This window comes from Streptomyces resistomycificus (assembly GCF_001514265.1).
Lineage (GTDB): Bacteria > Actinomycetota > Actinomycetes > Streptomycetales > Streptomycetaceae > Streptomyces > Streptomyces resistomycificus.
The window spans coordinates 436,307-459,023 of record NZ_KQ948989.1; the positions used below are offsets into that span (position 1 = coordinate 436,307).

Annotated in this window: 19 protein-coding genes; 7 read left to right on the plus strand and 12 right to left on the minus strand. The window is 71.5% G+C overall.

Features of this window, described 5'->3' with window-relative positions:
* The 6 genes from AQJ84_RS07120 to AQJ84_RS45075 all read right to left on the minus strand — a co-directional run bounded on the left by AQJ84_RS07120 (position 1) and on the right by AQJ84_RS45075 (position 5,248).
* On the minus strand, positions 1 to 1,083 hold the full coding sequence (locus AQJ84_RS07120; RefSeq protein ID WP_198536322.1) for an NAD(P)-binding domain-containing protein: 1,083 nt from the start codon (positions 1,081 to 1,083) through the stop codon (positions 1 to 3).
* 42 nt (positions 1,084 to 1,125) lie between these two features.
* The gene (locus AQJ84_RS07125) at positions 1,126 to 2,277 is read right to left on the minus strand and encodes an LLM class flavin-dependent oxidoreductase (RefSeq protein ID WP_030037658.1); all 1,152 of its coding nucleotides are present in this window, start codon (positions 2,275 to 2,277) and stop codon (positions 1,126 to 1,128) included.
* 1 nt (position 2,278) lies between these two features.
* Positions 2,279 to 3,304 (minus strand): ABC transporter substrate-binding protein, encoded by a 1,026-nt coding sequence (locus AQJ84_RS07130; protein ID WP_053191643.1) that lies wholly within the window; start codon positions 3,302 to 3,304, stop codon positions 2,279 to 2,281.
* A 63-nt stretch (positions 3,305 to 3,367) separates the two neighbouring features.
* Complete coding sequence (locus tag AQJ84_RS07135; protein WP_030037656.1) at positions 3,368 to 4,108, minus strand: ABC transporter ATP-binding protein; 741 nt, start codon at positions 4,106 to 4,108, stop codon at positions 3,368 to 3,370.
* Complete coding sequence (locus tag AQJ84_RS07140; protein ID WP_030037655.1) at positions 4,081 to 5,031, minus strand: ABC transporter permease; 951 nt, start codon at positions 5,029 to 5,031, stop codon at positions 4,081 to 4,083. Before AQJ84_RS07140 ends, AQJ84_RS07135 begins: the two co-directional genes overlap by 28 nt.
* Before the next feature lie 133 nt (positions 5,032 to 5,164).
* Positions 5,165 to 5,248 carry a putative leader peptide gene (locus AQJ84_RS45075; protein ID WP_349817350.1) on the minus strand — a complete coding sequence of 28 codons (84 nt, stop codon included), beginning with the start codon at positions 5,246 to 5,248 and terminating at the stop codon, positions 5,165 to 5,167.
* A gap of 124 nt (positions 5,249 to 5,372) precedes the next feature.
* Here AQJ84_RS45075 and AQJ84_RS07145 point away from each other — a divergent pair, with 124 nt between their 5' ends.
* Positions 5,373 to 5,795, plus strand: a complete 423-nt coding sequence (locus AQJ84_RS07145) for a YjbQ family protein (RefSeq protein WP_030037654.1) — start codon at positions 5,373 to 5,375, stop codon at positions 5,793 to 5,795.
* 132 nt (positions 5,796 to 5,927) lie between these two features.
* Here the strand turns inward: AQJ84_RS07145 and AQJ84_RS07150 are convergent, their stop codons facing one another.
* On the minus strand, positions 5,928 to 7,835 hold the full coding sequence (locus AQJ84_RS07150) for an SMI1/KNR4 family protein (protein WP_053191677.1): 1,908 nt from the start codon (positions 7,833 to 7,835) through the stop codon (positions 5,928 to 5,930).
* Positions 7,836 to 7,985: 150 nt separating this feature from the next.
* On the opposite strand from AQJ84_RS07150, the gene AQJ84_RS07155 reads away from it, so the two are divergent.
* Positions 7,986 to 8,636 (plus strand): DUF4232 domain-containing protein, encoded by a 651-nt coding sequence (locus tag AQJ84_RS07155; protein ID WP_157874959.1) that lies wholly within the window; start codon positions 7,986 to 7,988, stop codon positions 8,634 to 8,636.
* Between the two features lie 42 nt (positions 8,637 to 8,678).
* Here the strand turns inward: AQJ84_RS07155 and AQJ84_RS07160 are convergent, their stop codons facing one another.
* Positions 8,679 to 10,043 (minus strand): pyridoxal phosphate-dependent decarboxylase family protein, encoded by a 1,365-nt coding sequence (locus AQJ84_RS07160; RefSeq protein ID WP_053191645.1) that lies wholly within the window; start codon positions 10,041 to 10,043, stop codon positions 8,679 to 8,681.
* A gap of 160 nt (positions 10,044 to 10,203) precedes the next feature.
* On the opposite strand from AQJ84_RS07160, the gene AQJ84_RS07165 reads away from it, so the two are divergent.
* The gene (locus AQJ84_RS07165) at positions 10,204 to 10,686 is read left to right on the plus strand and encodes a MarR family winged helix-turn-helix transcriptional regulator (RefSeq protein ID WP_030037649.1); all 483 of its coding nucleotides are present in this window, start codon (positions 10,204 to 10,206) and stop codon (positions 10,684 to 10,686) included.
* A 42-nt stretch (positions 10,687 to 10,728) separates the two neighbouring features.
* Here the strand turns inward: AQJ84_RS07165 and AQJ84_RS07170 are convergent, their stop codons facing one another.
* Positions 10,729 to 11,199, minus strand: coding sequence for a DUF4333 domain-containing protein (locus tag AQJ84_RS07170; RefSeq protein ID WP_051869426.1), 471 nt, complete (start codon positions 11,197 to 11,199; stop codon positions 10,729 to 10,731).
* Positions 11,200 to 11,287: 88 nt separating this feature from the next.
* Between AQJ84_RS07170 and AQJ84_RS07175 the strand changes: the two genes are divergently transcribed.
* A complete protein-coding gene (locus tag AQJ84_RS07175; protein ID WP_053191679.1) occupies positions 11,288 to 12,448 on the plus strand; it encodes a sensor histidine kinase in 1,161 nt (386 codons plus the stop codon).
* A gap of 90 nt (positions 12,449 to 12,538) precedes the next feature.
* On the opposite strand, the gene AQJ84_RS07180 is transcribed toward AQJ84_RS07175, so the two are convergent.
* From AQJ84_RS07180 to AQJ84_RS07190, 3 genes are all read right to left on the minus strand, one after another.
* Positions 12,539 to 13,216, minus strand: a complete 678-nt coding sequence (locus AQJ84_RS07180; protein ID WP_030037645.1) for a response regulator — start codon at positions 13,214 to 13,216, stop codon at positions 12,539 to 12,541.
* 77 nt (positions 13,217 to 13,293) lie between these two features.
* The gene (locus tag AQJ84_RS07185) at positions 13,294 to 14,481 is read right to left on the minus strand and encodes a sensor histidine kinase (protein WP_030037644.1); all 1,188 of its coding nucleotides are present in this window, start codon (positions 14,479 to 14,481) and stop codon (positions 13,294 to 13,296) included.
* 79 nt (positions 14,482 to 14,560) lie between these two features.
* The gene (locus AQJ84_RS07190; RefSeq protein ID WP_053191647.1) at positions 14,561 to 16,753 is read right to left on the minus strand and encodes an MMPL family transporter; all 2,193 of its coding nucleotides are present in this window, start codon (positions 16,751 to 16,753) and stop codon (positions 14,561 to 14,563) included.
* A gap of 295 nt (positions 16,754 to 17,048) precedes the next feature.
* Here AQJ84_RS07190 and AQJ84_RS07195 point away from each other — a divergent pair, with 295 nt between their 5' ends.
* From AQJ84_RS07195 to AQJ84_RS07205, 3 genes are all read left to right on the plus strand, one after another.
* On the plus strand, positions 17,049 to 19,892 hold the full coding sequence (locus tag AQJ84_RS07195; RefSeq protein ID WP_107082731.1) for a SpoIIE family protein phosphatase: 2,844 nt from the start codon (positions 17,049 to 17,051) through the stop codon (positions 19,890 to 19,892).
* Positions 19,893 to 19,981: 89 nt separating this feature from the next.
* A complete protein-coding gene (locus AQJ84_RS07200; protein ID WP_079022678.1) occupies positions 19,982 to 21,574 on the plus strand; it encodes a sugar ABC transporter ATP-binding protein in 1,593 nt (530 codons plus the stop codon).
* On the plus strand, positions 21,571 to 22,671 hold the full coding sequence (locus tag AQJ84_RS07205) for an ABC transporter permease (protein WP_030037639.1): 1,101 nt from the start codon (positions 21,571 to 21,573) through the stop codon (positions 22,669 to 22,671). The genes AQJ84_RS07200 and AQJ84_RS07205 overlap by 4 nt, the downstream gene beginning before the upstream one ends.
* The last annotated feature ends 46 nt before the right edge of the window (positions 22,672 to 22,717 follow it).

Below are 22,717 nucleotides of genomic sequence, written 5' to 3' on the forward strand. Positions count from 1 at the left end.
TCAGACGGAGACCGGCTCCGGCTCCCCGGCCAGCAGCCGCCTGATGTCCCGTACGGCCGCGCGGCCCGCCCGGTTGGCGCCGATGGTGCTCGCCGACGGGCCGTAGCCCACGAGATGGATCCGCGGATCGGCGAGGGCACGCGTGCCCTCGACCCGGATACCGCCGCCGGGCTCGCGAAGCCGCAGCGGCGCCAGATGGTCGATGGCGGCACGGAAGCCGGTCGCCCACAGAATCACGTCGGCGTCCACCCGCCGCCCGTCGTCCCACTCCACGCCCTCGGGCGTGATGCGGTCGAACATCGGCAGCCGGTCCAGGACCCCGTCCGCGATGCCCTGCCGGATCGCGTCGTTGAGCGGCAGCCCGGTCACCGAGACGACACTCTTCGGTGCCAGCCCCTGCCGTACCCGTTCCTCGACCAGCGCGACCGCAGCCCGGCCGGCCCCCTCGTCGAAGGGGCCCTCGCGGAAGACGGGCGGGCGCCGGGTGACCCAGGTGGTGGCGGTCGCGTACGGGGCGATCTCCAGCAGCTGCTGGGTGCCGGACGCGCCCCCGCCGACCACCACGACCCGCTGCCCGGCGAACTCCTCGGGTCCCGGGTACTGCGCGGTGTGCAACTGCCGTCCGCGGAAGGTCTCCTGGCCGGGATAGCGCGGCCAGAACGGCCGGTCCCAGGTCCCGGTGGCGTTGATCAGGGCCCGGGTCGCCCACGTCCCGGCCGAGGTCTCGACGAGCAGCCGCCCGTCGGCACCTTCGCGCACCGCACGGACGTCGACGGGCCGCCGTACGCGCAGGTCGAAGGTCCGCTCGTAGGTGTCGAAGTACTCGGCGATCACCTCGGACGACGGTCGGTCGGGGTCGGCGTCGGTCAGTTCCATGCCGGGCAGCGCGTGCATCCCGTGCACCCTGCCGTACGTCAGCGACGGCCAGCGGAACTGCCAGGCGCCGCCGGGGGCGGGGGAGTGGTCGAGCACCACGAAGTCGCGGTCCGGCTCGAAACCGGTGCGCCGCAGGTGAAAGGCGCCGGCCAGTCCGGCCTGACCGGCGCCTATGACGACCACATCGACCTCGCGCATGTTGTTCACGTTTCTACCAACAGCGCGGAAGTCGTGGATCTTCCCGAGCGGTCAGCGCCCGCTCCCCACCAGGATGGGAGCACCGGCCGCCGTCCTGTCGCCCGTCCTGTCGACCAGACCACGAGCTGCCAGTTCGGGGATCACCCCCTCCCCGAACCAGTACGCCTCCTCCAGATGCGGATAGCCGGAGAGCACGAAGTGCTCGACACCGAGCGCGTGGTACTCCTCGATCAGGTCGGCGACCTCGGCATGGCTGCCGACCAGAGCGGTGCCCGCGCCACCTCGCACCAGACCGACCCCGGCCCACAGGTTGGGGTGGATCTCCAGCGCGTCGCGTGAGCCGCCGTGCAGGGCCAGCATGCGCCGCTGCCCCACCGACTCACTGCGCCCGAGGGCGTCCTGCGCCGCCGCGACGGTGTCCGGAGTGAGGTCGTCCAGCAGCCGGTTAGCGGTCGCCCAGGCCTCGGCGGAGGAGTCCCGGGAGATCGTGTGCAGCCGGACCCCGAAGCGGACCGTGCGGCCCTCCCGCTCGGCCAGCGACCGGATCCAGTCGATCTTCCCCTTCACCTGGGCGGGCGGCTCCCCCCAGGTCAGATACACGTCCGCGTGCCGCGCCGCGACCGGGCCGGCCGCCGGCGACGACCCGCCGAAGAAGAGCTGCGGCACCGGATCGGGCGGCAGCGCGGTCAGGCCGCCCTCGACCTGGTAATGGGCCCCGTCGAAGTCGTACGGCTGTCCGCGCCACACCCCTCGTACGACGGACAGGAACTCGTCCGTACGGGCATACCGTCGGTCGTGGTCGAGACGGTCGCCGAAGCGCCGCTGCTCGGCCGAGTCGCCGCCGGTGACCACGTTCAGCAGCAGCCGTCCCCGGGTGAGGCGCTGATAGGTCGCCGCCATCTGCGCCGCGAGCGTGGGCGAGATCAGACCCGGCCGGAACGCCACCAGGAACTTCAGCCGTTGGGTGTGCTGGGCCAGGGCCACGGTCGTCAGCCAGGCGTCCTCGCACCACGTGCCGGTGGGGGTGAGGACCGCTTCGAAGCCCAACTGCTCGGTGGCCTTGGCGATCTGGGTGAGGTAGTCGATGTCGGGCGCGCGGACCCCGCGAACCGGCCCGGCGTCGCGGGAGCCGTACGCGTGGCGGTCCACCAGGGTGCGGCCGTCGCCGCTCGTCGGCAGGAACCAGTGAAGTCGGACGGTCATGTCAGGACCCTTCCGAGGGGCGGGGCGCGGTGGTCGAGGCCGGGAGGTCGCCGTTGAACCGCGGGTCGGTGAAGTCGGCGAAGTCGACCTTGCGGGGAATGAGCCTCAGCCGGGTGAAGGTGTCGGCGATCTCCTGCTCGGAGGCGATCAGCGGCTTGTCGACGGCGACCGCCACCCGGGTGGCGTAGGTGCGCTTCACCGCGGCCAGCGCCACGTCCTCGGGCAGGCCGGTCTCCTTCGCCCAGACCTTCGCCCACTCCTCTTCGTGGTCGTACACCCACGTGTAGGCACGCTGGAGCCGCTGCAGGTAGTCCTTTATGGCGGCCGTCTTCTTCTTGTCCCTCAGCGCGTCGGGCGCCGCCACCTGGAAGGTGAGGCCATTGGTGATGCCGTCGCCGGTCGTCAGGACCCGGCCCTGCTTCCCCTTGAGCACCTGCGAGGTGTACGGGTCCCACACTGCCCACGCGTCGACCTTGCCGGAGGTGAACGCGGCCAGCGCGTCGGCCGGCTGGAGGTACTTGACCTTGACGTCGCCCAGGCCCAGCCCGACCTTCCGCAGCGACGCGACCAGTTGGTAGTGCGCGGAGGAACCCTGCGCCACGGCGACCGACCTGCCCTTGAGCTGCGCGGTCCCGGTCAGCTTGGAGTCGTTCGGGACGAGGATGGTGTCACCCTTGGACGTGCCGTGCCAGGCGGACACCACCGTGATCTTCGAGTCGGCGCCCGCCGCGAACACCGGCGGGGTGTTGCCGACGCCTCCGATGTCGACGGCCTTGGCGTTGACGGCCTCCAACAGTGGCGGGCCGGAGGTGAACGTGGACCACCTGATCCTGTAGTCGAGGTTCTTCAGCTCTCCGGCGGCCCGCAGGATGGCTTCCGAACCCCCCTTCTGGTCACCGACGTTGAGCGTGAGAGAGCCCGAGCCGTCGGTGTCGCCGCCCGTCGAGGCCGCCGAGTTCCCGCCGCAGGCGGACAGGAGCAGGGCCAGGGGGAGGAGCAGTGCGGCGGGGACGAGGCGTCGTCGCATGACGGATCCGTTCTGTACGACTTGACGTGCGGAAAGGTGGGTTGTGCGTTGCCGGTCGGGGGTTCAGGCGGCGTCGGCGGTGGTGTCGACGCCGAGCCGTTCCAGCAGTCCGGCGCGTAGTTCGGCGAACCGGGGGTCGGTGATGTCGCGCGGGCGGTCGAGGTCGATCTCCTGCTCGTGCGCGATCACACCGTCGTCCATCACCAGGACACGGTCGGCGAGCAGGACGGCCTCCTCGACGTCGTGGGTGACCAGGAGCACGGCGCAGCCGCGGCGCTGCCACAACTCACCCACCAGGCGCTGGGCCTTGATGCGGGTGAGCGCGTCGAGTGCGCCGAACGGCTCGTCGAGCAGCAACAGGTCGGGCTCGCGCACCAACGCCCGGGCCAGCGAGGCGCGTTGGGCCTCGCCACCGGAGAGAGTCTTCGGCCAGGCATCTGAGCGGTGGCTCAGACCGACCTCCTCCAGAGCCCGGTCGGCGACCGCGCGCTCGGGCTTGCCCGGCAGGCCGAGCAGCACGTTGCGCCACACCTTCTTCCACGGCATCAGGCGCGGAGCCTGGAAGGCCACGGCCTTGCGGCGCGGCACGAGGACGGTGCCCTCGATGTCGCGGTCGAGGCCGGCGAGGATGCGCAGCAAGGTCGACTTGCCGCAGCCGCTGCGACCGAGCAGGGCGACGAACTCGCCCGGACGGACGTCGAGTCGAAGGTCGTCGATGACGGCACGGCCGTCGAAGGAGCGGGTCAGCCCCTCGACGCGGACAGCCGAGACAGGGGTCACCGGCCGGTGAACGTCGGTCGCCATTGCAGCAGCAGCCTTTCGAGGGAACGGACGACGAAGTCGGCCAGCAGGCCGAGGAAGGCGTAGACGATCAGGCAGACCACGATCACGTCGGTCCGCAGGAAGTCCCGTGCCTGGACCATCAGGAAGCCGATGCCGGAGTCCGCGTTGACCTGCTCGGCGAAGACGAGCGCCAGCCAGGCGATGCCGAGGGAGTACCGCAGGCCCGTCATCGCGCCGGGCAGCGCGCCCGGCAGGACGACGTGCCGTACCAACCCCCACCGCGACAGGCCGAGCGACTCACCGGCCTCGATCAGCTGCGCGTCCACGCCGCGGATACCGGCGTACACGTTGAGGTAGAGCGGGAAGGTCACGCCGAGCGTGATGATGGCGACCTTCGGAGCCTCGCCGATGCCGAACCAGATGATGAACAGGGGGATCAGGCCGACGAACGGCACCGTCCGCAGCATCTGGACGGGAGCGTCCACGAGGTCCTCGCCGACGCGGAACAGCCCCGAGACCAGGGCCAGTCCGGTGCCGGTGAGGGTGCCCAGCAGCAGTCCTGCGGCGACACGCCGGAGCGAGGTGCCCATGGCGTCGGTCAGCGATCCGTCGGCCACGAGATCGCGGGCGACCTCGGCGATGCGTCCCGGCGACGCGAGCACGTCGGGTGTCAACAGGCCCGTACTGCTGAGGAGTTGCCACAGTGCCAGCAGGACGAGGGGGCCTGTGGCGCGACGCAGCCAGCGGGGGACGCGGGTTCGGCGGGAGGAGGCGGGGACGATGGGGGCGAGGTCGAGCGGGGCCCGTTGGCCGAAGTCCGCGTCTGCGTCGGCGGGGACGCCGGTGGCGGCCTCGGTGTCTCCCTCGGCCCTTCTGTGGTCTTGGGGCGACATATCTGAAATATCGGGTTCGGGCGAGCCGGGCGGGGCATGGCTGATGCTCATGGTTGCTCCACGGGGAGAGCGGCCGTCAGGGACGCACGCCGGCACCGCGACGCCTCAGAGCCGAGGCGGACGTACGGGTGCGAGGGCGCGGATCAGGCGCGAGAAAGATCAGGCGAGAGAAGGGGAGAGGGCGTCAGCAGCCGCGGCGACACGCGGCGGAGGCCACCCGCAGCAGGTCGATGTGACCGCGCGTGGTGAGCAGGGCTGAACGCAACATGCGGCCGAAACTAGCCAGATGGCGTGGCCATGGTCAATGGTGTCTCGCGTACTGGACCGCTCGTATCGGTGGGCGGGCGAACGAGTCGCGTGTGAAGCGGAGGACGTGGGTGAGGATGGGAGGTATGTCAGACGCCTTCACCACCCGAGTCCTGAACGTGGCCACCGGCTCCACGGAGCGGATCGCCGACCTCACAGGCGAGTGCGAAGCCTTCCTCCGGGAGGTGGCCGCAGGCCGCGACGGCCTGCTGAACCTCTTCGTGCCGCATGCCACGGCCGGCATCGCGATCATCGAGACGGGCGCGGGCAGCGACGACGACCTCCTCGCCGCCCTGCACACGCTCCTCCCCGCCGACGACCGCTGGCAGCACCGCCACGGCAGCCCCGGACACGGCCGCGACCACGTCCTGCCCGCCTTCGTCCCGCCCCACGCGACGCTCCCCGTGGTGGGCGGCCGACTGGAGCTCGGGACATGGCAGTCGGTGTGTCTGGTGGACACCAACAAGGACAATCCCGACCGGCGGGTTCGGCTGAGCTTCCTCGCTTAGGTCGCTCGAAGGGCGGCGGAGCTGTTCGGAACTGCTCGCCTTGGGCTCCTGGTTGGCCGCCGCCCCGGCCGGTCTCCATCCGTTTCCCCGCCCGTCGTCTCCGGTCCGCTCGCCCTCCGCCGGACGCGCGGCTTACCCGTGCACGCGGATCACCGTGTACGTCTCGCCGTCCCTCGGCGGCCGTGTCCAGGAACGAGTGGTAAACGTGTGCAGCCGCCCGTTCACGATCGCGTGACGGGGCAGAAAGACACCGAACTCCCCGGTCACCGCTTGCAGCAACGTCTGTTCCACCTCGGTGCCGTCCTCCAGGTCACCGAAGAACCGGCTCGGGTCCAGCGCCCCTGGTATCTCCCCGCTTGACCGGACCTCTCCGTCCGCGTAGGTGAACGCGTACTCCTCGGCGCCGTCTCGCGCGACCGAGAGATGGAAGAACGGCTCACCGCGCGATGTCCGCAGGCCGCTCCACACCACCACCGCGCGGGTGCCCCCGCTGGCCGCCGCGGCCGGTGAGACGAACCGCCGCTGGTCGAGCGGGGCAGGATCGCCGTCGAAGGCGAAGCTCCAACCGTCGCCGGCCCGGCCGACCGCCATGAGAGCCCTGTCCTCGAAGGGCGAGAACTCCCTTCGGCTCTCCAGCGACCTGCGGCGCGCCTCCCAGAGGGTCACGGGTTCGTTCAGCACAGTGCCGTCCCCGTCCCCGTCCCCGTCCGCGAGCCGTTGGGGCAACTCCTCCGGCGCCACACCTTCCACCAGGACGAACCGGTAGGACGTGCGGTTGTTGCCCGGGTCCGGCTCCGCGAGCCAGGCCAGGTCCCCCGGGTCGAGCCCGGCCGTCGGCCTCGGCGCCTCAGCCGCCTGTCCGCCCCTCGGAGTGGACAGCAGTTCGCGGCCCCGCTCCGGGGTCAGCATCGGCCCGAGCACGGGGTCGGCCACCCATCCCAGCGGCGCCAGGTGGTCCGGTCCCAGCGGTTCCCACAGGGGCACAGCGTCTCTCAGCGTCGCCCATGCCCCGTCGGTGTCCCCCCACCGCGCGAGCTCCCGCGCCCGCTCGACCGCTTCCCCGAACGGCCCGGCCGCCGTGTACCGGTACGTGCCGCTCCGCATCTGGTCCAGCGTCGCGTAGGCCAGAGCCACCAGGTCGTCGTCGGCGCCCCGCAGGTGGAACCGCAGCGTGGAGTCGTCCCGGTACGAGTGCGCCGCGTGCTCGGCGACCAGCGGTGGCAGCAGCTCGGGAGCGTACCGCGGGTTTGTCACCAGGCCGTCGAAGCGCACCATGTAGGTCTGTCCGAGCAGGCGGCGTATCTGGTCGCCCAGCCCGGCGGCCCGCGGTCTGCCGTACTCCTTGGCCTCGTCCAGTGACCTCACGGCCAGTTCCCAGTCTCCGCTCAGCGCGGCCAGCCGGGCTTCCTCCACCAGCGCGTCCAGCCTGAGCGTCGTGTCGTTGGCGAACACCGGCTCCCCGTCGCTCCGGCGCGACCGCAGGCTGTGGAACTCCCGGTACATGTCCCGCATGAACTCGAGGAAGTTCGCGTGCCGCTCGGGTGGCGCGGCCCGCCAGCTCGCCCATGTGTACACGGCCCACTCGCCGTCCTCGTCCACGTCCTCGGGATCCAGGAGGACGTGGGTGATGTCGGACTCCACGTCGAGCTGTAACGCGCGCCGCCAGAGGTCCGCCTCCCGCCACTCCTCGGGCCCGGAGTCCTCGTCCAGGTACTCCTCGAAGGTGTCCGCGAGTCCCGACTCGTTGTCGTGCCAGCGCGCTTCCTCGGTCCCCGCCAGCAGCCACACGAACCCGCCCGCGTGCCGCCAGCCGTCGCTGACCTCGAGGAACTCCCGGTACGACGGGGGCATCCGTCGGCCCAGGCGCTCCTCCATGGCGGCGATCCGCTCCTCCGACGCGGGTGGGAACCCCAGCCACCGCGCCCGGCGCGCGGCCTCGTCGTCCTCGCCCCGCGTCTCGTCGTCCGTCAGGGAGTCGGCCCACTCCCCGCTCCACCTGCGCAGGAAAGACCGCCAGTCGAAAGTCGTGGTGTCCGTCATGTGCCCGATGCTGCCACCCACCACTGACAGCGCTCCGCCGCGGCGACTGTGATGGATTCGGCGAGCCGCCGTCACAGGACTGTGAAGCTGCTGTGCGATCTTGTGCCTGGTCAGCGCATCCAGCGCTTCTCAATCGGGGGGAACATCACCATGAGCACCGTTCGCAGAGCTGTTGTGGTTCTCGCCCTCGTGTCCGGTCTGGCCCTGACTGCCTGTGGCCCGGCCGAGGACGACGCGTCGGGCGGGGTCGAGGGACCGACCGCGAGCACGCCGGAGTCTGTGACGCCGTCGAAGCCGTCGAAGCCGTCGAAGCCGACGACACCGTCGGCGTCCGCAGACGAGGGCTCGCCCAGCGGCGGGGACGGCTCGTCGCCCGACCCCGAGTACGCCCTCTTTCCCTGCAGCACCTACGACGTGAAGTTCACCGCGACCCTGGCGGAGTCCACGACCGGCAGTTACCTGCTGAAGATCACCAACAAGGGAACCAAGGCGTGCAAGGTGCTGGGCCATCCGGTCGTGACCTTCGGCGATCTGGATGGGCAGGCCACGGAGCGAGGCGAGGCCCCCGGCATCGAGGACGCTCTCAGGCTGGAGGCGGGCGAGTCGGCGTACGCCGGACTCATGGGCGGCGTCGACGACGGCACAGGGAAGACCGTCGACTCGATCGCGATGACCATGAACACCGAGTCCGACCTGGAGCAGACGCCACTCAAGGCGTCGACTCCCGGCCTGTACGTCTCGCCCGACAAGAACTCCGTGACGGCGTGGGTGGACAACGCGGAGGACGCGCTCGGTTCCTAGAGGCGGCGAAGTCGCCCGGGCCGGGCCGGACAACGGTTTCGCTCAGCGTGACCGGGCGAGCTGTTCGACCTGTTCGTGGATTCGCTCGATGTGCTGCTCGGACTCCGGCTTCATCAGGACGCTGCGGAGGATGCGCGCGCCGTCGGCGTCGGCGGTGATCCCGGGGTGGCGGGCCGTGAAAGCGTCCCGACCGGCCCTGAGGGTGCTCAGGAACACCGGATCGGGATGGTTCATGCCGGCCGCCAGGACGCGTGCGGACGCGGCGTCGACGGCGGTCAGCGTGGTGGTGTCCACGGCAGGGAAGTAGCCGACGATGTCCAACTCCGGCCGCTGGTACAGCTCGAGGACGTCGGACGCGTCGATCAGGTCGGCCCACCGCAGCGCGGCGCGCCGGCCGGCCGCCAGCGCACGGCCCAGACCGGCAGGCGTGGGCGGGATGAGCTGGAAGGTGAGCCACAGGGCGGCAGCCGAGGCGCCCGCCCGCGAGCACTCCAGGCTGATCTCGCCGAGATGGAGTTCGGTGGAGGTGAAGTAGGTGTAGGGCGAGTCATGCAGGTAGAACCGCCCCACCTCCGGGTCGCGGAAGATGACGGCGCCGCACCCGTAGGGCTGGAGCCCGTGCTTGTGCGGGTCGACGACGACAGAGTCGCACCGGGCGATCGCCCGCCAGGGCTCGGACGGGAGTCCTTCGATGCCGTCGGCGCCCGCCAGCAGGGTGAAGAAACCGCCGTAGGCGGCGTCGACATGGAGACGGACGCCGTACCGGTCCCGCAGGGCGAGCGCGGTGTGTATCGGATCGACAGCTCCCAGGCCGGTGGTTCCGGCGGTGAGGACGACGGTGCCCACGTCCCCGGTGCGCAGCACCTCCTCCAGCGCGTCGATGTCGATACGGCCCCCCTCGTCGGTGGGGATCGGGTACCCCTTCATGCCGAGGACGTGACACATACGGCCGTGCGTGTAGTGGGCCTCGGCGCTGTAGGCGACGCCCCGGCCGGGGTGGAGTTCCCGGGCGACGAACAGGGCCTCGAGGTTGGCGATCGTGCCGCTGGTGGTGAGGTGGCCGAGGTGCGTGTCGTAGCCGAACATCGCGGCGAGCTGCGCGACGGTCTCCCGCTCCATCGCCGCGGTGGCGGGGCCGCCGTCCAGCGCGTGGTTGTTCGGGTTGATCAGCATGGCGGTGAGGTAGCCGACCACGGCGGCGGGGTGCGGGGGCTTGAGCATCTGGCCCGCGTAGCGCGGGTGGAAGAAGGGGTAGTTGTCCTTCAGTCGCCCGGTGAACTCCTCGAAGACGGCGGCGAAACCGTCGTCGTCGACGTGCAGGGACGGATGGGGCTGGTAGGGGCCGAAGGTGTCGCCCCACTTCTGAATCGCGTCGTCGGCTCGGCCGAGCCAGTGCTGCAGGTCCACAGGTGTCCCTTTCTCGGATTCCCCCGGCGGCACGCCCATCCTAGGATTTCATTGACTGCTCAGCAATTGACTGCTCAGTAGTTGAGACGTCGGTAGATGACCGGGCAGTAAAGTCGGGGGAGACCCGGGCAGGGTCTTCGCTACGAGAGGACTCGGACAGATGGATGCCGCGACCCGGCGGGACGACGAGACCGCCCGCGCCGCCAACAGCCGGATCGTTCAGGACTTCGGGCTGCTGATCAAAGCCGCCACCCGCCTGGAACAGCGGATCGACGTCGCCCTGCGACGGGAGTGCGGGATCAGCCACACGATGTTCGAGGTCCTCATCAGGCTCTGCCGGCAACCGGACGAGGAGGTCTCGCAGCGTGCGCTCGCCGACGATCTCACGCTCACCAGCAGCGGCATCACCCGCCTGATCGACCGCATGGAAGAGGCCCCTCTGGTCCGGCGCGTGCCGTCACCCGAGGACCGCCGAAGCGTCCTGGTGGAGGTGACCGATCACGGCCGTGCGGTGTTTCTCCGCGCGGCGGAGGTTCACGGGCAGGTCGTCGAACGGTACTTCGTCACGCCGCTGGCCCCGGCCGACTACGGACGGCTGACCACCTCGCTGGGTGAGATCCACCGGGCGCTGCGCGACGACTGACCTCGGGAACTCCGCTCGGCGGTGGTGTGCTCCTCCGTCGCGTCAGCGTTCGAACTTCCAGAAGACGCGCGGCTTCGCGGGGTCTCCCTCGACCTTGATCACGCGGACGGGAATCGAGACCCGCTCGCCGTCGGAGCGCGCTGTACACGTCCCGGTGGCTCCGACCACCGCCTTCAGATGCGCCGGGCAGGACACGTCGTGGATGTCCCTTCCGACCCAGGGAAGTGGGTGGTACCAGCCCTGGATGCGGGCCTCCAGGATGGTCCTGGCGACCGCCAGGTGACCGTCCACCCTCACGTAGAGGCCCTGGGCGACGGGATCGACCGTGGTGTGCTGCACGTCCTTGGCGGCGAGCAGCCAGGTGACGAGACCACCCGCGGCGGCCATGGTGGCCACGCCGCCGACGGCGCCGAGGAGGAAACCGCGCTGCATCTCGTACTCCTGGGTGAGGGGGATCGAGCGGAGGAAGTGGCCCCACTCTCGCGCACGCGCCGGGGCGCGTGCCTCGGCCATATGGCCGGAGTCCGTGGCCGGCCGTGCGGTGGTCTCTCGACCGATCGGCCGATCCGGCCGACGTTCGGCCGGACATACGGTGACCATCATGAGATCCGCTTCCCCCCAGGGCTGCATCCGGGGCTTCGGCTCCGGTGTCCTGCTCGCGGCGTCCACCGTCGACCTGGCCTACGCGGAGAGCTCGGGCTCCGGCATGGCGCCGGCCGCCGTCGTTCTCGTCGCCGGGCTCGCCGCCGTCCTCTGGCCGGCCCGACGGCGACCGCGGTGGCTCTCGGTGCCGCTGCGTACCGCCGTGCCCGCCGTCCTGTCCCTCCTGTACGGCTTCGGCGCCGCGCTGGCCCACCGGAGGGAACCGTTCGGCCCGGGTGAGGCCGTCGTCCTGCTGTGCCTGCTGTTCGTCGCCGTACGGCACGCCCGGCCGCGCTGGGCCCTGGTGTGCGGGGCCCTCGACACCGTGGCACTCCTCGCCCTTCCGATGCGCCTCTACGGACCCCGAGCGGAAGAGAGCCTGGCGCTGCTGGTGATCGGTCTCGTCCTGATCGGTCTCGTCGCCGGGCTCGCCGCGTACCTGCGCTCCATGGACTACCGCCGTACGGTCGCGGTCGGCGAGACACGCCGCGCCGAACGGCTGGCCATCGCCGCCGATCTCCACGACTTCGTCGCCCACCACGTCACGGGGATCCTCGTGCAGACCCAGATGGCCCGGATGATGGCGGCTTCACGCCAGGGTGAGCTGGACCCGGTCCTCGCGGGGATCGAAGGCGCGGCGACCCAGGCACTGGCGTCGATGCGGCGCACGGTAGGCGTACTGCGGGAGACGGGCGATGCGGAGGCCGAGCGTCGCCCGGTGGGCGATCTGGTGGGCATCGTGGACCTGGTGGACGGCTTCGCGAGCCCGACGCAGAAGGTCACCCTGCGCCGCGACCCGGCCGTCCGTGACGACCTGCCGCACGAGGTGCAGGCGGCGGCGTTCCGGGTGGTGCAGGAGGCGTTGACCAACGTACGGCGGCACGCGTCCGACGCCGCGGAGATCACCGTCGGTCTGCGGCACCAGGGCGGCCGGCTGGAGGTGTCGGTCACGGACGACGGCCACGGCGGTACCCAGCTCCCGGAGGCCGCGCGCGGTGGAGGCTTCGGCCTGGTCGGGCTGAAGGAGCGGGTGACCGCGCTGGGCGGTAACCTGTACGCGGGGCCGTGCGTCGGCCACGGCTGGGAGGTTCGGGCGCTTCTGCCGGTGCGCAAGCCCTGAGGGCTCCGGGGCGAACGGACGTGAGCGGTGGTGCGGTGCTGTCGGCCTCCCGACGGCGTTCGACGTACGGCGTCGGCGGAGCCGTGACCCTCAGGACGATGTCTCCCCGGCGCGGACCAGGCCGGTCTCGTAGGCGATGACGACGAGTTGGGCGCGGTCGCGGGCACCGAGTTTGGCCATGGCCCGGTTGGCGTGTGTCTTGACGGTGACCGGCGTGACGAAGAGGCGTTCGGCGATGAGGTCGTTGGAAAGGCCGGTGGCCACGAGGGTCATCACCTCGCGCTCCCGAGGGGTCAGCGTCGCGAGCCGTTCCGGGTCGGACAGAGCGCCGGGAGAGGCCTGGGCGAGGAAGCGGGCGATCAGTCCCTTCGTCGCGGTGGGGGAGAGCAGCGCCTCGTCAGCCGCGACGAGGCGGATCGCGTCGAGGAGTTGGGCAGGTTCGACACCTTTGCCGAGGAAGCCGCTCGCCCCGGCCCGCAGGGCCTGGACGACGAACTCGTCCACCTCGAACGTGGTGAGGACGAGGACCTTCACTCCGGCCAGGTCCTCGTCCTGACCGATGAGCCGGGTGGCCTCCAGACCGTCGACCTCCGGCATCCGGATGTCCATCACGACCACGTCGGCGCGCTCGGAGCGGGCCAGGCCCACGGCCTCCCGTCCGTTGGAGGCCTCCGCCACGACCTCCATGTCCGGCTGGGCGTCGATGAGCAGCCGGAAGGTGCCGCGCAGCAGGGCCTGGTCGTCGGCGAGCAGGACACGAATGGTCATGGGTGCCTTTCGAGGCAGGGGCGGGGGCGAGGGCAAGGGCGAGGGCGAGGGCAGGGGTAAGGGGCAGGGCAGGGGGTTCAGGCGGTCTGCGGGGCCAGAGCGAGGGGGAGTTCGGCCCGCACCCGGAAACCGCCCTGCGGTCGGAGCCCGGCGGTGACCGTGCCTCCGATGGCGGCGGCACGTTCGCGCATGCCGATCAGACCGTGGCCGGTGCCCGGGCCCTTGACCGCGCCGGGACGCCCGTCGTCCGTGACGGTGACCCGCAGTGTCTCGGCGCCGTAGTCCAGGGTCACGTCGGCCCGGGTGGCGGACGCGTGTTTGTGGGTGTTGGTGAGTGCCTCCTGGATGATGCGGTAGGCCGTGAGGCCGGTCGTGGGTGCCACCGGCCGAGGGGTTCCCTGGCGCACGACCTGCACGGACAGTCCGCCGGCGCTCAGACCGTCGATCAGGGTGTCGAGGTCGGCCAGGCCGGGAACGGGCGCCCGGGAGTCGGGTCCGTCGTCGGGCTGGCGCAGCAGACCGACGGTGGCGCGCAGTTCGTCGAGCGCGGCACGGCTGTTGTCCTTGATGTGGGCGAGCGCCTGGTACGCCCGGTCGGGGTCGGTGCGCATCAGATGGTGGGCCACGCCGGCCTGGGCGTTCACCAGGGTGATGTGGTGGGCGACGACGTCGTGCAGCTCGCGGGCGATGCGGACCCGTTCCTCGGTGACCCGGCGGCGGGCCTCCTGCTCGCGGGTGCGCTCGGCGTGGTCCGCACGTGCCTCGACCTCGGCCAGGCGCACGCGGCGGCTGCGGATGGCGTCGCCCAGAGCGGTCGCCGCGATCGCGAGGTCGAACCGGAGCAGGCTCGTACCGGCGAGCGGCGGTTGCGACTGGCTGATCGCGTAGACCGTCGTGATCGCGAGGGAGGCGGTCATACCGGCGATCCACGCGGTGCGTCGGCTGCTGCGGGTGGCGAGGGTGTACAGGGCCACCAGACTCGCGGCCGGCGCCAGCGCGGAATCCGGCACCCGGACCATGTGGGCCAGGTCGATCCCCAGTGTGGTGACGACGACGAGCAGGGGCCGGCGACTGCGGACCACCAGGGGTACGCAGGCCAGCGCGGTCCAGGCCACCCCCGTCGCCCCGGGCAGGCGCCAGCCGGAATGTCCTTCTCCCACGGCGCTCGCCGCCGCGCCGACCAGGACCACCAGCAGCGCCGGAAGCGCGTCCCTGATCCGCTCATGGCGGGCCGACCACTTCCGAAACACGGCTGTCACCTGCATTCCTTCACTTTATGCAGCGCGGACCGGACGGTGGTGAGGGGCCTCCCGCCGGCCGGTCCGCGCGCTGCGGCGCCGGGCTTCAGCCGGCGATTCCGGCCGTCTGCGGCTCACGGTCCCTGCCGGGCCGCTGCGCCGGCTCGTCCGACGGGCCTTCCACCGACACACGGGGAAGCGCCCGGTCCAGCCTGCGGGGCAGCCACCAGTTGCCCCGCCCGCACAGGTGCATGAGAGCGGGCACGACGACCATACGGATCAGCAGGGCGTCGACCGCGACGGCCACCGCCAGACTCACGCCGAACTCGGAGATCACGCGCATCCCGCCGAAGACGAACGAGCCGAAGACGCAGACCATGATGGCGGCGGCGACGGTGATCACCCGGCCGGTCTCGGCCTGGCCGACGCGGACCGCACGGTGGTTGTCCCCGGTGTGGGCCCATTCCTCGCGCATCCGGCTCACCAGGAAGACCTGGTAGTCCATGGAGAGGCCGAACATGATGCCGACGACCAGGATGGGCACGAACGACTCGATCGGTCCGGCGGCGCCGAGCCCGAGCAGCCCGGCACCGAACCCGTACTGGAAGACGACGACGATCGCCCCGAACGCCACCCCGATGCTGAGGATGTTGAGCAGCGCGCCGACGGCCGGGACGAGCAGACTGCGGAAGGCGACGGTCAGCAGCAGGAAGCCGAGCGCGGCGATCACCAGCACGAACACCGGCAGCTTGCCCATCAGCACCGACGCGAAGTCGTCGTTGCTCGCGGTGGGACCGCCCACGTAGACCTTCATCGACGTGCCCTGGGCCGCCTGCGGGATCACGTCGTCGCGCAGGTGGTGGATCAGGTCGGAGGTCTGCGCGGACTGCGGGGAGGTCTTCGGCACGACGGAGATCACACCGACGCTCTGATCGCCCCGCATGGGGGCGGCGCCGACACCCGCGACACCGTCGACCCGTTCGAGGGCGGTCGCCAGCCTCGCCGTGGCCGCCTTGTCGGCGGCGGTGGGGGCCTCGACGGCCAGGACCAGGGGGCCGTTGACGCCGGGCCCGAAGCCGTCGGCGATCATGTCGTACGCCTGACGGTTCGTCGAGGTCGTGGGCAGGTTGCCGTCGTCGGACGCGCCCAGGCGGAGGGTGAGCGTCGGCAGGGCGAGCACCGCCAGGACGACGAGGGCGACCAGGCCCAGCACCTTGGGCCGGGCCTGCACCCGTTCGGCCCAGCGGCTCCACATCCCCGTCCTGGCGACGGTGACGCTCCCGTACGCGGCCAGGGTACGGCGCTGACCGCGGCTGAGGACCCTCGTCCCGATCAGTCCGAGCAGGGCCGGCAGCAGCGTGACGGCGGCCAGCACGGTCAGGACGACGGTGACGGCCGCGCCGATGGCCATGCCGTTGATGATGCCGACGTTCAGGGTGAGCATGCCGAGCAGCGCGACGACGACGGTCAGTCCGGCGAACACCACGGCACGACCGGAGGTGTTGAGGGACCGGGCGATCGACTCGGCGACGCTCATGCCCGCCATCAGGTGGGAGCGGTGCCGGTTGACGATGAACAACGCGTAGTCGATGCCCACGCCCAGGCCGACCAGCGAGCCGAGGGTCAGCGTGGTGTCGGAGAGCGTGATGACATGGCTGAGCAGCATCACCGCGATCGCGGAGGTGCCCACGCCGACGACGGCCGTGATGATGGGCAGCGCCGCCACCCATACCGCTCGGAAGGCGAACAGCAGCACGACGAAGGCGAGCACGATGCCCAGGGCGTCGGCCGCCGCGTTCGGCTCGGGGTTGACGGTGAAGGCCTGCCCGTTCAGCGCGATGCGCAGTGACGCCGACTCCGGAGCGGTGGCGAGTTCCTTCACATGGTCGATCCGGGCGTCGTCGGCACCTTGGTCGAAGGACACCGTGGCGTAGGCGATCCTGCCGTCCTTGCTGATCTGCGCCCTGCCGCCGGGCGGGTAGGGGCTGGTCACGGAGGCCACGCCCGGAGCGTCGGCGATGCGCTTCAGCGCGTCGGTCATCCGCTGCTCGGCCGGGGCGTCGGTGACCTTGCCGCCCTCGGCCTGCCAGACGACCCTGCCGCTCTTGCCCGCCGCACTGTTCGCGGCCTTCTGCAGCAGAGCCGTCGCCTTCGCCGAGTCGGTGTCCTGGGAGATCGGGCTGTTGCCGAAAGCGCTGCCGGCCGCGCCGACGCCGGCGCCGAGGGAGAGCAGCAGGCACACCCAGGCCACGACGACGGCCAGCCGGTGCCGTTGGCACCATCGGGCGAGAGGGGACATCAACGAACCTTCCGACGACACATCACGAGTCGAGCCGTGATCCCGGCTCGGTCATCAGCCTCGCGATCCCCGCGTCTCTCGTCGTCGGCCACCCGCAGACACTCCCGTCTACTGCGAACGCAGCAGACGGGAGAAGAAGAACCGGCCCGTGGGCGGTCACCGCGGGTGAGGGGCCGGGCCGACCATGACTAGCGCCCCGTATGCCCGTATCCTCGTCAATGTCAGATTATCTGCGAAGAGTGATGTATCGCGGGCGCAGGTGAGGCGAAGCGTGGTTCGGCCTGGCAGGGAGTCGATGCAGGCGGGGCGTGCGACAGACGGCACGGGGCCCGCCCGTTTCCGTGAGCGGTTTCTGCAGGGTGAGCCGGTCGGGCAGGGCGTGCGGGCGTCGATTCTGGACTCGTGGCTGCGCTGCCGCTCCCTGGGCCTCTCGCCGGACCAGTCCGACCTGCCCTTTCGGGAAGACTTCGACCTGGACAGCCGGATCGTCCGCGCGGCCGTTCCGGTACTGGACCGACTGCAGTCCAGGTTCTCCGGCAGTCAGATCAACATCTCCCTCGCCGACGCCGAGGGGGTGGTCCTCCTGCGCCGCTTCGGCGACATGTCGCAGGTCACGAACCTTCCGGCGATCCAGAGAGTCCCGGGTTTCGTGTTCGCCGAGCAGTACGCCGGCACGAACGGCATCGGCCTCGCCCTGGCGGAACGGCAGCACATCCGGGTCTACGGCGCCGAGCACTTCGCGGAGCGCTCCCAGGGGAACGCCTGCGTCGCCCTGCCCGTGCGCGACCCGCTGAGCGGGCGCATCGAGGGTGTCCTGTGTTTCGGCTATCCGCGCAGCTTCGAGACCCCGGCGCTGAGTACCGTGATCGGCAAGGCAGCCCGGGCCATGGAACGGCGGCTGCTGGGGCAGAGTTCCGCGCGGGAACGCGCTCTGCTGCGGGCGTACCTGGCCACCGGAACCGAAGCGGTCGCCGGCCCCCACCGAGGCGTCGCGGTGGACGAACTGGCCCTCGAGCTGCACCCCCGTGACCAGGCGGTCCTCATGGAGAAGGCCGCCGAGCTGATCTCCCGTGCGCAGCGGGCCGCCGTCGAGGTGTCCCTGCCCGACGGCCGGCGGATCACCCTCCTCAGCCGTCCGATGGAGACTGCCGCCGGGGTAAACGGCTTCGCCGTCGAGGCCGTCTGGCCGTCGGCAGGACAACCCGCGGCCATCCCGCACCAGGCCGACAACCTGCCGGGCCTGGTCGCCGAGTCCGCCGCCGAGTCCGCCGTCGGCGTCGCCGTCTCGCGGCTCGCGCGCCTCTCCGTCGCCCCGCGGCCCGGGCCCGTACCCGCGGCCACGCCCGGCCAGGCCGCCGTCGACGGCAGCGGTCCCGCCCTCGACGGCACCGGCGGTGCGACGGACGGGCCTGCCGGACCGTCCTCCTCGGGCAGAGGGCTCGTGCTGGTCGGGGAGCCGCAGGTCGGGGCGTACGCCCTGGCCGCGCGACGCCGCCTGGAGCTGCTGTCCGAGGCCAGCGCCCGCATAGGCACCACCCTTGAAGTGCGCCGCACCGCCGAGGAGCTCGCCGAGACCGCGGTCCCGCGACTGGCCGACTTCGTCACCGTCGATCTGCCCGAGGCCGTGCTGCGGGGCGAGGAGTCCGCCGACCCCCTGGGCGACCTGCGCCGCACGGTGGTCCACGGCATCCGCGACGACCTCCCCTTCACCCAGGTCGACAAACGGATCGAGTACGGTCCGACCGCGCCCCAGCTGCGGTGTCTGACCAGCAGACAGGCGGTGCTGGACCCGGACCTGACGCGGTCCGCGGGCTGGCTCGCCCAGGATCCCGAGCACACCGAACAGCTGCTGGCCCACGTGCACTCCCTGATCGCGGTCCCCCTTCTCGCCCGCGGTGTCGTTCTGGGCATCGCGAGCTTCTACCGCGCCCAGGATCCCGCCCCCTTCGACGACGACGACCGTTCGCTCGCCCAGGAACTGGCCGCCCGCGCGGCCCTGTCCATCGACAACGCCCGGCGCTACACGCATGAGCGCACCATGGTCCTGGCCCTCCAGCGCAGACTGCTTCCGCACGGGCTGCCGGACCAGGAGGCCGTCGAGGTCGCCCATCGCTATCTGCCCGCCGAGTTCGACGTCGGCGGAGACTGGTACGACGTCATCCCGCTACCGGGCGCCCGCATCGGCCTGCTGGTCGGGGACGTCGTCGGCCACGGCATGCTCTCCGCCGCCACCATGGGACGGCTGCGCACCGTCGCACGCGGCTTCGCCGAACTCGACCTCCCCCCTGACGAGGTACTCGTCCACCTCGACAACCTGGTGGGACGCATGGACCGGGAGGACTCCGAGGGCGAGGGCGCCGGCATCATCGGCGCGACCTGCCTGTACGTCATCTACGACCCGACCTCGCAGCGGTGCGTGATGGCCCGCGCCGGCCACCCGCCGCCCGCACTGGTCCTCCCCGACGGCAGCGTCTCCTATCCCGAGCTGCCCGCCGGGCCCCCTCTCGGCCTCGGAGGCCTGCCCTTCGACGCCGTCGAGTTCGACCTCCCCCAGGGCAGCCAGCTGGTCCTCTACACGGACGGGCTCATCGAGGACCGGCAGCGCGACGTCGACGTGGTCCTCGAGCAGCTGCGCGGGGCCCTGGCCCACCATCCGCAGCGCACGCCCGAGGAGACCTGCCAGGCGATCCTGGACACCGTGGCGCCGGCCCACCCGTGCGACGACATCGCCCTGCTGGTCGCCCGCACCCACGCCCTGGACCCCCGCCGGATCGCCTCCTGGGACCTGCGCTCCGACCCGGCCCTCGTCGGCGAGGTCCGTGCGTCCGCGCTCCGGCAACTGGCCGACTGGGGACTCGACGAGGCCGCGTTCGCCGCGGAACTGATCCTCAGTGAGCTGGTCACCAACGCCATCAGGCACGGATCCGGGCCCGTCCGGGTACGGCTGCTGTACGACCGCACGCTGATCTTCGAGGTCTCCGACAGCAGCAACACCGCCCCGCACCTGCGCCGGGCGGCCAGTACCGACGAGGGCGGACGCGGGCTGTTCCTCGTCGCCCAGCTGTCGCGGACCTGGGGTACGCGCTACCTCCCCGAGGGCAAGGTCATCTGGGCCGAGTGCGGACTCGACGGCATGTGAGGAAATGTCTGAAATGGCATGATCTGACCCACTAGTATGTGGCCCTGAACGTCGGGAAGAACTCGCCAGGCCGACCCCCGGAGATGTCCGTGTACGACGCTCCCGACACGTCCGTGAAGGCGGGTCCCCCCTTCGGGACGGAACCCCTGGTCCGCGTCCGCGGGCTCAGCAAGCGGTTCGGTGGGACCCTCGCGCTGGACCGGGTCGACCTCGACGTCCACGCCGGCAGTGTCCTCGCCCTCCTCGGGCCCAACGGTGCCGGAAAGTCCACGCTCATCAAGGTGCTCGCCGGTGTCCACCACGCCGACGCGGGACAGGTCACGGTCGACGGGCACCCGCTCGGCAGTCGTGCCGCCACCCTCGGCATGTCCTTCATCCACCAGGACCTCGGTCTCGTGGAGTGGATGACGGTCGCCGAGAACATCGCCCTGAGCGCCGGATATCCACGCCGCGCCGGACTGATCTCCTGGCGGCGGACCCGCGCGCGCTGCGTCGACGCCCTGCGGATCGTCGCCGGACATCTCGACCCCGACGCGCCGATCGCCTCACTCGTCCCGGCCGAGCGTTCGCTGGTCGCGATCGCCAGAGCGCTCGCGGAGCGCGCGAGGCTCATCGTTCTCGACGAGCCCACCGCCCGCCTCCCGGCCGCGGACTGCGCCCGGCTGTTCCGCGTCCTGCACACCCTGCGCGACCGGGGGCACGGCATCCTCTACGTCAGCCACCGCCTGGACGAGGTGTACGAGGTCGCCGACACGTTCGCCGTACTGCGCGACGGCCGCCTCGTCCGCCACGGCCCACTGGCGACCCACAGCCCCGCCCGGCTGGTGCGGGACATCGTCGGCGAGGAACCCACCCGCCACCGCCCCGCCACGGCCGCGGTCGGCGGGCCGGCCGTCCTGACCCTGGACGCGGTACGGACTCCCGGCTCCGGCCCGGTCAGCCTGGAGCTCGGAGCGGGGGAGGTCCTGGGGCTGGTCGGCCTCACCGGTGCCGGTCACACCGAGCTGGGCAGGGCCCTCGCCGGCTCCCGGCCCCTTCTCGAGGGGCGGGCCCTGCTCTGCGGCAGGCCGTACCGCCCCCGTACGGTCGCCGACGCCGTCCGGCTCGGTGTCGGCCTCGTGCCCGGCGACAGACTGGGCGAGGGCTGCCTCACCGACCTGACCGTACGGGAGAACCTCCTGGCCAACCCCCGCGCGGGAGACCGTCCGACGCCGCGCTGGATCAGCCCGGGCCGGGAACGCGCCGAGACCACCGCCCTGATCGAGCGGTTCGCGGTCCGTCCCCGCGACAGCGAGGCCCCCCTCGCCACCCTGTCCGGCGGCAACCAGCAGAAGGTCTTGATCGGCCGATGGCTGCGGATGGGTCTGCGCCTGCTGATCCTCGAGGAGCCGACCGCGAGCGTGGACGTCGGGGCCAAGGCCGTGATCCACCGCCTGCTCGACCAGGCCCTGTCGGCAGGTCTCGCGGTCCTGCTCATCTCCACCGACTTCGAGGAGGTCGCGAGTGTGTGCCGGCGCGCCCTGGTCCTGGTCCGCGGGTCCGTGACGGCCGAGCTGAGCGGTGCGGACCTCACGGCGGCCGGGCTGACCCGGGCGGCTTCGGCCATGCCCCCTTCCGGCATGCCCCCTTCCGGCATGCCCCCGTCCGGCAGGCCTCCTTCCGGCACCGGGACGAACCCATGACCACCCCGCCCTCACCCTCCTCGTCCCGGAGGCCGGCGCGTCGACCGGACCGCCCGCGCCGACCGGGCGGACACCTCATCGGCGCCTACGGCCTGCTCGCCCTCACGGCCCTGCTCTTCCTGATCTTCTCCCTCGCCCTGCCCCGCACCTTCCCCACGCTGGACACCGTCGACTCCATCCTGTCCAACCAGTCGATCCCGGCCGTCCTCGCACTCGCCGCCATGGTCCCCATCGTGGCCGGCGCGTTCGACCTCTCCATCGGCTACGGCCTCGGCCTGGCGCACGTCACGGTGATGCAGCTCGTCGTGGGCGAGGGCTGGCCCTGGCCGCTGGCCTGCCTCACGGTGATCGCCGGAGGGGCGGTGGTGGGCGTCCTCAACGGTGTCATCGTCGTGTTCGGCCGGATCGACTCGTTCATCGCCACCCTCGGGACCGGCAGCATGATGTACGCCGTGACCGGCTGGATCACCGACGGCGGCCGGATCGTCCCCGGCCCGGGGGGACTTCCGGCGGCGTTCACCGACCTCTACGACTCCACGTTCCTCGGCCTTCCGGTCCCCGCCTTCTACGTGCTCGTCCTCACGGTCGTTCTCTGGCTGGTGCTGGAGAGGCTGCCGCTCGGCCGGTGCCTCTACGTCGTCGGTTCCAACCCGCGTGCGGCCGACCTGGTCGGCATCCCGACCCGCACCTACACCGTGTACGCGTTCGCCGCCTCGGGGCTGATCGTCGGCTGCGCCGGGGTGCTGCTCGCGGCCCAGCAACAGATCGGCAATCCGAGCGTCGGCCTCGACTACCTGCTGCCCGCCTTCGTCGGCGCCCTCCTCGGCGCCACGGCGATCAAACCCGGCCGGCCCAACGCCATCGGCACCGTCGTGGCCGTCGCCGTCCTCGCCGTGGGCCTCACCGGCATCGGCCAGCTGGGCGCCGACTTCTGGACCGTCCCGCTGTTCCACGGCGGCACGCTGCTCATCGCCGTCGGCCTGGCCGGTTACGCCGCCCGCCGCCGGCTGCGCAGCGGCGTCGTCGCGGCCCGGGACGCGCCCGGCGCGCCGCCCGCCCAGATACCGGACGGTGGGTCAGGCGGCACCTTTCCCTGACCCGTGCCGGGGCACGGCTCCCGTGCCCCGGCCGTGTCCTCCCGCT